The 1236-nt window shown below is 29.4% G+C and carries 1 protein-coding gene; it reads left to right on the plus strand.

Features of this window, described 5'->3' with window-relative positions:
* Window positions 1-1236, plus strand: a 1236-nt coding sequence (locus CLTHE_RS16580; RefSeq protein ID WP_207651180.1) for an MSCRAMM family protein, incomplete at both ends; no start/stop codon positions are given.

The following is a 1236-nucleotide window of genomic DNA, read 5'->3' on the forward strand; positions in this document are numbered from 1 at the left end:
AATTAAGTGATAAAACACAATCTGTAACAATAAATTCAGAAGATGTTTCACAAATACAAAGTTTAACATTTAATGATACTCAAATCTTAGGTAAGTTAAATATAACTAAGACAGGAAAAGATGGAGTTAAACTTAAAGGAGCAGAGTTTACAGTAAGTGGACCAAATGGATTTAAAGAAGTTGTGACTACAAACAAAGATGGAGTTGCAAGTTTAAATAATTTACAATGGGGAACTTACAAAGTTCAAGAAACTAAAGCTCCAGAAGGATATAACTTAAACAATGAAGTCCAAACTGTTCAAGTAACAAATGCAAGTGTTGGTCAAATACAATATTTAACATTTAATGATACTCAAGTTTTAGGTAAGTTAAATATAACTAAAATAGGAAAAGACGGAGTAAAACTTGAAGGTGCAGAATTTGATGTAACAGGACCAAATGGTTTTAATAAAATTGTGACAACAAACAAAGATGGAGTTGCAAGTTTAGATAATTTACAATGGGGAACTTACACAATTAAAGAAACTAAAGCACCATTAGGATATAAATTAAGTGATAAAACACAAATTGTAACAATAAATTCAGAAGATGTTTCACAAGTACAAAGTTTAACATTTAATGATACTCAAATCTTAGGTAAGTTAAATATAACTAAGACAGGAAAAGATGGAGTGAAACTTAAAGGAGCAGAGTTTACAGTAAGTGGACCAAATGGATTTAAAGAAGTTGTAACTACAAATAAAGATGGAGTTGCAAATTTAGATAATTTACAATGGGGAACTTACACAATTAAAGAAACTAAAGCACCATTAGGATATAAATTAAGTGATAAAACACAATCTGTAACAATAAATTCAGAAGATGTTTCACAAATACAAAGTTTAACATTTAATGATACTCAAATCTTAGGTAAGTTAAATATAACTAAGACAGGAAAAGATGGAGTGAAACTTAAAGGAGCAGAGTTTACAGTAAGTGGACCAAATGGATTTAAAGAAGTTGTGACAACAGATAAAGATGGAGTTGCAAGTTTAGAAAATCTACAATGGGGAACTTACAAAGTTCAAGAAACTAAAGCTCCAGAAGGATATAACTTAAACAATGAAGTCCAAACTGTTCAAGTGACAAGTTCAAGTGTTGGACAAGTACAAAGTTTAACATTTAATGACTCACAAGTTTTAGGAAAATTAAATATAAATAAAATTGGTGAAAATGGAATTAAGCTTGCAGGAGCAG

Source organism: Clostridium thermobutyricum DSM 4928 (genome assembly GCF_002050515.1).
Taxonomy (GTDB): Bacteria; Bacillota; Clostridia; order Clostridiales; family Clostridiaceae; genus Clostridium; species Clostridium thermobutyricum.